The organism is Yoonia sp., from assembly GCF_036007805.1.
Lineage (GTDB): Bacteria > Pseudomonadota > Alphaproteobacteria > Rhodobacterales > Rhodobacteraceae > Yoonia.
In genome coordinates this window covers 1-6,437 of sequence record NZ_DASYOK010000341.1, presented here as the reverse complement: position 1 = coordinate 6,437, position 6,437 = coordinate 1, and the positions used below count along the sequence as shown (strand labels likewise).

5 protein-coding genes are annotated in these 6,437 nt (G+C 59.4%); 1 reads left to right on the top strand and 4 read right to left on the bottom strand.

Annotated features, from left to right (window positions below):
- Position 1 precedes the first annotated feature (1 nt).
- Complete coding sequence (locus VGP75_RS18085) at positions 2-847, bottom strand: Crp/Fnr family transcriptional regulator (RefSeq protein ID WP_327544984.1); 846 nt, start codon at positions 845-847, stop codon at positions 2-4.
- Between the two features lie 64 nt (positions 848-911).
- Between VGP75_RS18085 and VGP75_RS18080 the strand changes: the two genes are divergently transcribed.
- Entirely contained in the window at positions 912-3,065 is a 2,154-nt protein-coding gene (locus tag VGP75_RS18080; protein ID WP_327544983.1) for a PAS domain-containing sensor histidine kinase, read from the top strand.
- A 97-nt stretch (positions 3,066-3,162) separates the two neighbouring features.
- On the opposite strand, the gene VGP75_RS18075 is transcribed toward VGP75_RS18080, so the two are convergent.
- From VGP75_RS18075 to VGP75_RS18065, 3 genes are all read right to left on the bottom strand, one after another.
- Positions 3,163-3,891, bottom strand: coding sequence for a DUF736 family protein (locus tag VGP75_RS18075; protein WP_327544982.1), 729 nt, complete (start codon positions 3,889-3,891; stop codon positions 3,163-3,165).
- 119 nt (positions 3,892-4,010) lie between these two features.
- Complete coding sequence (locus VGP75_RS18070) at positions 4,011-4,313, bottom strand: hypothetical protein (RefSeq protein WP_327544981.1); 303 nt, start codon at positions 4,311-4,313, stop codon at positions 4,011-4,013.
- Between the two features lie 19 nt (positions 4,314-4,332).
- The coding region (locus VGP75_RS18065; protein ID WP_327544980.1) for a strawberry notch C-terminal domain-containing protein at positions 4,333-6,437 on the bottom strand (2,105 nt) is incomplete at its 5' end.

Genomic DNA, 6,437 nt, shown 5'->3' with positions numbered 1-6,437 from the left:
TCTAGACGGCCGTTGACGGCGGGTTCAGACAGGCTTCGAACCGTGCTTTTACTACCGAGTAGCATTCACAGGTTTCCTCCTCCAGCCCAAAGCGATCCACTACCTGCATCATTCCACGGCGGTAACTAATAAGGCCCTTATTTTGCAATGCTTGGGCCGCCAGCGTGATCGAAGTACGGTTTACGCCCATGACCCGCGCAAGAAATTCGTGGGTATAGGTTAGATCTGCTCCATCAGCCCGATCATGCATCATCAACAGCCAACGGCACAAACGCTCTTTGACCGAATGCAAGGAATTGCAGGCGACGGTCTGCATAACTTGTGCCAACAGAGTCTCCGCATAGCTCACAAATAGTTTCTGCATGTGCGCGCTGTTCTGAAACTCCACTTGCAGCGGTCTAATATCGCATCGGATCATCGGCCCTTCAAGCTGCACGGTGCATCTGCCGAAGGACACGCGACTATACATGGCTGAGAACAACCCGAATGCGCCTTCGCGGCCGATGTTGGCGCATTCGATCTCTGACCCATTCTCCAAGACCGTCAAGAGCGACAAAACGCATCCTTGCGGAAAATAGGCGTGGGTCAGCAATCCACCTGCCTCACAAACGGTCGTTCCGAGTTTGAGATCGACTGCTGTCATATGGGGCATTATTCTGTCACGGGCCTCTTTCGTGAATGCGCCAAGTAGCTGGTTTGCATGGCCGTCTGGAATTTCCATAAGCATGTTTATCCTGAGTAATGGGGCAGCTGCCTTGAAGGGAGCACAATTTTTCTGTTCAGGCACTGCTTTATGTTGTGCTGGCAACAGACAGTTGGCCCAAAAGCCTGTTTGTTTCTCTGCCACGTCCCAGCCATCGATGAAGGTCCACTGTCCCTCGTTCTTGGACTTAAAAAGGAACTCAAAAGCAGTGCTCCTCCTCATCGTGTCGAAAGACCTCAACCTACGCTTTATATCTCCTGATGCCACCGCATCGTTCCGACCACATCCTGCGCATCTCGACCTGCCGATCGAGGCCGCTGAGGGTCTTATGGCGGTTGACCCGGGCCTCTCGCTCGACTGTCGATCAGTATTAAAAAGTAGGGCGACTTTGGTGCGTGAAATCAGCCCGTCTGGGGGTGATGGTTACCTGCGTCGAATCATACTTCGAACGACGAGAGACGTGCAATTCAAAGAATTGATTATCACTTACGAGGCATGTGTGTCTACTCTAAGGTTGGAACTGGCACAGCTTCGCAAGCAGTTGGCCGATGCCTTGGACTCGGTTCAGGATCCATTCGCCTATTATGACAAGCATGACTGTCTCGTTCACTTTAATCAGGCCTACGCGAGGCTGCATGGCAGCAGCGAAGGCGAAATCATCGCAGGCATGCGCTTTGAGGAAATTCTCCGCCGCGATCTTCGGAATGGTCTTATCGGGATCCCGGCTGAGCAGCACGAGCAGTGGCTGCGCGAACGTCTTGCGCAAAGAGAGCGCCAAACGTTTGAACGGGAGATGCGCTTCTCTGATGGGCGCTGGTTTCGTGTCACGGAGCGCTCTACCGCTGGCGGGTCTTGGGTGCATTCGCTCGTCGATATCACTGACCTCAAAACGGCACAGCTCGCTCTTAAACAGGTGATATCCGGCGCGCAGGCCGCCACTTGGACCGTCAATCTCAAGACGGGTGAAAGCGATATGAATGATCACTGGGCCGATCTGCTTGGTCTCGACAAGCAGATCGCCAAGTCCCTTGGGTTTGAGGGATGGCGCGCGCTGGTGCATCCGGAAGATATTGCCGTGGCGGAGACGGGATTTCTGCAATGTGCGGAAGGATCCGCCAAGGTTTTTGAGGTCGAGTACCGTTTGCGTCATCGATTTGGTCATTGGGTCTGGGTGATGGGCAGGGGCGGGGTCTCAGCTTGGCATGCAGATGGACGGCCGCACATGATCTCGGGCGTTCTTTTGGACATTTCCCGTCAGAAGGGGCTGGAGACAGAGCTTGCGATGCAGTCCACCGCAATTGCCGCCGCCGAGGAAGGGATCACGATTACCGATGAGGCAGGCACGATCCTCCACACGAACCCAGCGCACGCGACAATGTTCGGATATGACGATCCGGAATCTCTGACAGGTCAGCCGTGGCATAGTCTCTATGCACCCCAGATCGCGGCTAGATTGGCCACGGAGGCCTTTCCCACGCTCAGAGATCAAGGCCACTGGGTTGGTCAGGCCGAAGCTCTCCGAATAGATGGAGGGACGTTCGAGCAGGAGCTGAGCCTCACAGAGATGCCTGACGGGAACATCATCTGCGTCAACAGGGACGTGAGTAACCGCAACGCGATCTTGCGCGAGCGACTTCAGATCCGTGACCGTATCGAATTGGTGCAACGGCAAGAAATCACGACCCTTCTGGCAGCGGGGCTGACGCATGATCTAGCCAACCTGGTCGCGATCATTTCTCAAATCTCTGATCCCGCTCTTGAAGAAGCGGGTATCAGGCTTCCCCAATCCCTCGAAAATATTCATGCGACCGCGCAACAGGCGGTCTCCCTGCTAGAGCCGATCCGGTCTCTTTGGAGCCAAAAGCGGGAGACCGAAGAGACTGACATGGCGGAACTCCTGAAAGAGGCCGCGAGCATTCTGAACCTCGGCGCCCCCCACAACCACAAAATCAAGATTACTCTTCCTGACGAACCGATCATCGGAACGATTGATCCGCTCAAGCTGATGCAGGTTTTGCTGAATCTCGGCTTGAATGCGCGCGATGCCCTAGGCGACGGCAAGCAGGAAATTGCACTTTCATTGTCACTTGGTGAGCCCGTCCCACAAACGGTCACCCTTGAGGTGGGCGAGTTTCCAGAAAGACCCAATGCGCTCTTCGGGATCAGTGACACCGGAACCGGCATCATGCCGGAGGTCAGGGCCCGGCTGTGGGAACCACATTTCACCACCAAAGGAAACAGGGGAACGGGGCTGGGACTTCCAGTCATCGCGGCGATCGTACGTGAGGCTGGAGGAGCCATCGCGCTGGAAACCACCCCGGGCGTAGGAAGCTCCTTTTATGTCGCGTGGCCACTCACCTAGGGTAGAGTGATCTTTGACACGAACAGACACGACAAAAGGGGAACCATGTCCCCACGGTTCCCCTCTGCCTGTCCGATGTGGAGGGCGCTCATCCGGATCATGCAACCACGGAAAGCCCCGCGCCTGCGTCCTGCGGCTGCTGACCGCTGTCGATGAACGGGATGATCAAGAAGGTCTGCCCGCCGCGCTGTTCTTCGTTCTGCACGGCGTTGACGCGCAGGTCGCCATCGGGCGTGTTGATCAGCAGTGACAGGTAGTCATTGCCCGTGCGGCTGCTTTTCGCCATCCAGGCCGAGCCGACGCGGATCGGTGTGCCCCGGGGAGAGCTGACCTCGATGCGGTAATCGGGGTGGGTCTCCTCGGATTTGTAGCTGTTCTCGATCAGCATGAACTCCAGATCGAACATCATGTTGGCGATGTAGCCGGTGAAGGCATTGTCGGCGTCCATGGCGGTGAGCTCGCCCGAGATTGAGCCGGATTTCATCAGGCCGTTCGAGACCAGCGGGATGATGTCGAACGCGCCGCTTTGGGCCGCATGCGCCTCTTTCGCCTGCACCGCGTTGACCCGGAATGGGCCGAGGCCAACATCGATCTGCATCGAGATGTAGGGGTTGCCGCTGGTATTGCCGGTCTCGTTCCAGGCCGTGCCGATGCGCACCTTGCGGCCTGATTTGTTGACTGCCGTCACGTCAAAATCCGGGCTGCGTTCAGACATCTTGGCCCGCGCCTCCAACTGGATGGCGATGTCAAAGCGTGCCCCGTGGATCATGCCGGTGTACTGAGCGGCTGCGGTCTCGACATTGCGGGTGAGGGTTCCTGCGAACATGGGATGGTTCCTTTTGGATTGGCCGGTGCTTGACGTTCTTGCCAACGCATCCGGGATTGCTTTCTCGACCCCTTCAGAGATCACAAATCAGAAAGCCTGCTTTCCTTTCAGCCCACGGGTCAGAGCTGCCGTCCAAGTGGGAATGCCCCCGCACCCCCGGGTGCTACGCCCCTCCCCTGCCCGTCTGGTCTTGATTGGCGGCCGGGATTTTCCGCGCCGTCCTTTGATCGCGCGATGAAGAACTCCGCCTCTTTTCCGTTCAACCCGTGCCCGCTCCGGTCGGTCAGACCGATGCAGCTTCCGTTCGGCACATAGGTGATGAGGTACTGACCGAGCCTGTCCTTGTGGACAACGTAGCCGGTATTGGCCCAATGCACGGTCTGCCCGGCATCGACGGCGGCCTTGATGTCATCGAGTGTCATGATCTTTTCCCCCCCTTGCCTATTCTGCTGCCACTGAATCGGCATCTGGTGCCTGTCCCACGATCCGGGCCAGAATGCTTCCCGTGTCGATCCCATCCCCATGCGGCAGGAACACACGCAACTGGAAGGCGATGATCTCGGTGAAACACCCCATTGCCTTGAGGCCATCAATCATGCCCCGATCCGCGCCGCCCAGCTCGAGGCGCATCTCGCCTGCGACCCGGCGACGGGTCAGGGTCAGACCCCGGCCCAGATCGACAGGCGCGGTGGTGCCGAGGGCGGCGGTCAACATCTCCTGCGGCGTTTGCGGATTGGAGACGAGGAAGCGGGCGCGCAGCGCGGCCGCCCCTTCCTCGCTCAGCGTGCGCCCGATCATGGCGGTCGCCCCATCGGGCGTGACCCGGTAGATGCGCTCATTGGTGGTCGGAATATCCTTCCAGATCGGCAGCAGCAGCCCGGTCAGCAGGTAGAGCTTGGTCGTGGTGGTTTTTGGCAGGGATGCAGCCTCGGCATCCCACAGTCCTGCAAACTCGGGCCTGTTGATCTCTTCCCAGGCCGAGGACTCGAACCGCGCCTCTTCGAGATAGCTCGACCCGTTTGGCCGCACCACCTTGCGCATCAGCGTAACGATGTCCTCGTCATACATCTGCATGGGGCGCGCCGAGATGAGCGCCGCGCGGCAGGAGGCGCGATTTACCATGGGTAGCTTGTCGGGATTGCGCGACATGGCGTCATCCGCCGACAGCACGTGGACCGGGTCCGTCACCTCAAGTCCGATGATCCGCGTCACGGCGCCGGATTTCGGGCAGGTCCAGAGAGCCTCCGTGGAGACCTGCTCGATCTTTTCGCCACGCAGGGTTTCCACGCCGAGATCGAGCGTGCCCGCCGCGCGCGCCCGTTCAGTCTGATCGGCAATCCGGCGCATGAACTCGGCAAAGAGTGCATTCTGCATATGGATGGGCAGGGCCAGAACCCGGTTCAGAAACCGCTGGATCGGGGGAAGCTCCTCGAGCAGCACCCCGTCCTTGTCGATCAGCCGCAGGGCCGTCCAGTCGGTGAAGCTCTCGTAGCTCATCGCCTCGGCGCGCCCGGCGGCAAGATCGGCGAAATACCCACGCAGCGCGGCCCGTGCGATCGGGCTTTCGAGATTGTCCTCCTCGCGGAACATGCCCTGCGAGCCGGTCTCGCGCTGACCCTTGGTCAAGGCCCCCAGCTGGTCGAGGCGCTTGGCTATCGTCGAGGTGAAACGCTTTTCGCCATGCACATCCGAGGTGCAGACCCGGAAGAACGGCGCGCTGACCTGAGCCGAGCGATGCGTGCGGCCCAGCCCCTGGATGGCCGCATCTGCGCGCCAGCCTGGCTCCAGCAGGTAGTGCCGCCGCCGCTTCTGGTTCTTCGCCGTTTGCGCCGCATGGTAGGACCGGCCCGTGCCGCCTGCATCGGAGAAGATCAGGACATCCTTTTCGCCGTCCATGAAGGCTTGGGTCTCGGACGAATTGCTGCTGGCGGCGCGCTTCTCGATGAAGAGATGACCATCCTCGGCCTTGAGGGGTCGGATGGACCGCCCCGTGACTTCTGCCACGGCCTTGTCGCCAAAGGCCCAGAGGATCTGATCGAGCGCCGAGGGAATCGGGGCGAGCGTCATCAACTCCATCATGGCCGCATCGCGCAGGGCGAGCGCCTCTCGCGAGACAACGAGCGCCCCGGTCTCATCCCGTAAAGGTTCCGCCACCATATTGCCGTCGATCTCGACCAGCTTTTGCGCATGAATCGGGAAGGCCTGTTCGAGGTAGCCAAGCACATAGTCGCGCGGCGTCAAGGCCCCCTCAACGAGTTCATCCTCGGGGTCCATTGTCTCAAGTCGACGTTTCAGCAGGCTCTCACCCGTCGAGACCACCTGGATGACGCAAGCATTGCCCGCCGCGAGGTCGTCCTCGATGGCGCGGATGATGCTTGGAGCCTTCATGCCCATCAGGAGATGGTTGAAGAAGCGCTGTTTCGTGCTCTCGAAGCGGGACTTGGCCGAGGCGCGAGCGGCCGAGGCTTTGGTCTCGCCAGAGGCGTCGTTGATGCCGGTCGCCGTCAGCGCGGCTTCGAGATTGTGGTGGATCGTCCGAAACGAAG

What these genes read in the sequence shown, in the direction of transcription:
- VGP75_RS18075 (WP_327544982.1), bottom strand. Translation starts at nt 3,891, where the DNA reads ATGTTCGCAGGAACCCTCACCCGCAATGTCGAGACCGCAGCCGCTCAG.
- VGP75_RS18070 (WP_327544981.1), bottom strand. Translation starts at nt 4,313, where the DNA reads ATGACACTCGATGACATCAAGGCCGCCGTCGATGCCGGGCAGACCGTG.